The sequence below is a fragment of the Photorhabdus africana genome, assembly GCF_035181445.1.
Classification (GTDB): domain Bacteria; phylum Pseudomonadota; class Gammaproteobacteria; order Enterobacterales; family Enterobacteriaceae; genus Photorhabdus; species Photorhabdus laumondii.
The window spans coordinates 1-223 of the sequence record NZ_JAXBVE010000307.1 but is presented as its reverse complement, the minus strand read 5'-3'; the positions used below and the strand labels follow the sequence as shown (position 1 = coordinate 223).

Genomic DNA, 223 nt, shown 5'->3' with positions numbered 1-223 from the left:
AAATCATTTAGGAGAGTCTCTCGTGCAATCTTTAAAATCCCCTGCGGATATCGAAGCCGCTTATCGTTTTACTCGCAATCAAGCCATTAATCCTCAAGCTATCGCAGAAGCAGGCTTTGCCGCCACCGCTGAGCAGGTTAAGCACTATGATTGCCTCCTCGCGCTTGAAGATACGACCTCGCTGGAATTTATCCACCCTACGGTTCGAGATGAGATGGGGCAC

General features: G+C 49.3%; 1 protein-coding gene. It reads left to right on the top strand.

Annotated elements, in window-relative coordinates:
* Nucleotides 1–223: transposase DNA-binding-containing protein (locus SLS51_RS23875; protein WP_323840926.1), on the top strand; the 223-nt coding region annotated here is incomplete at both ends.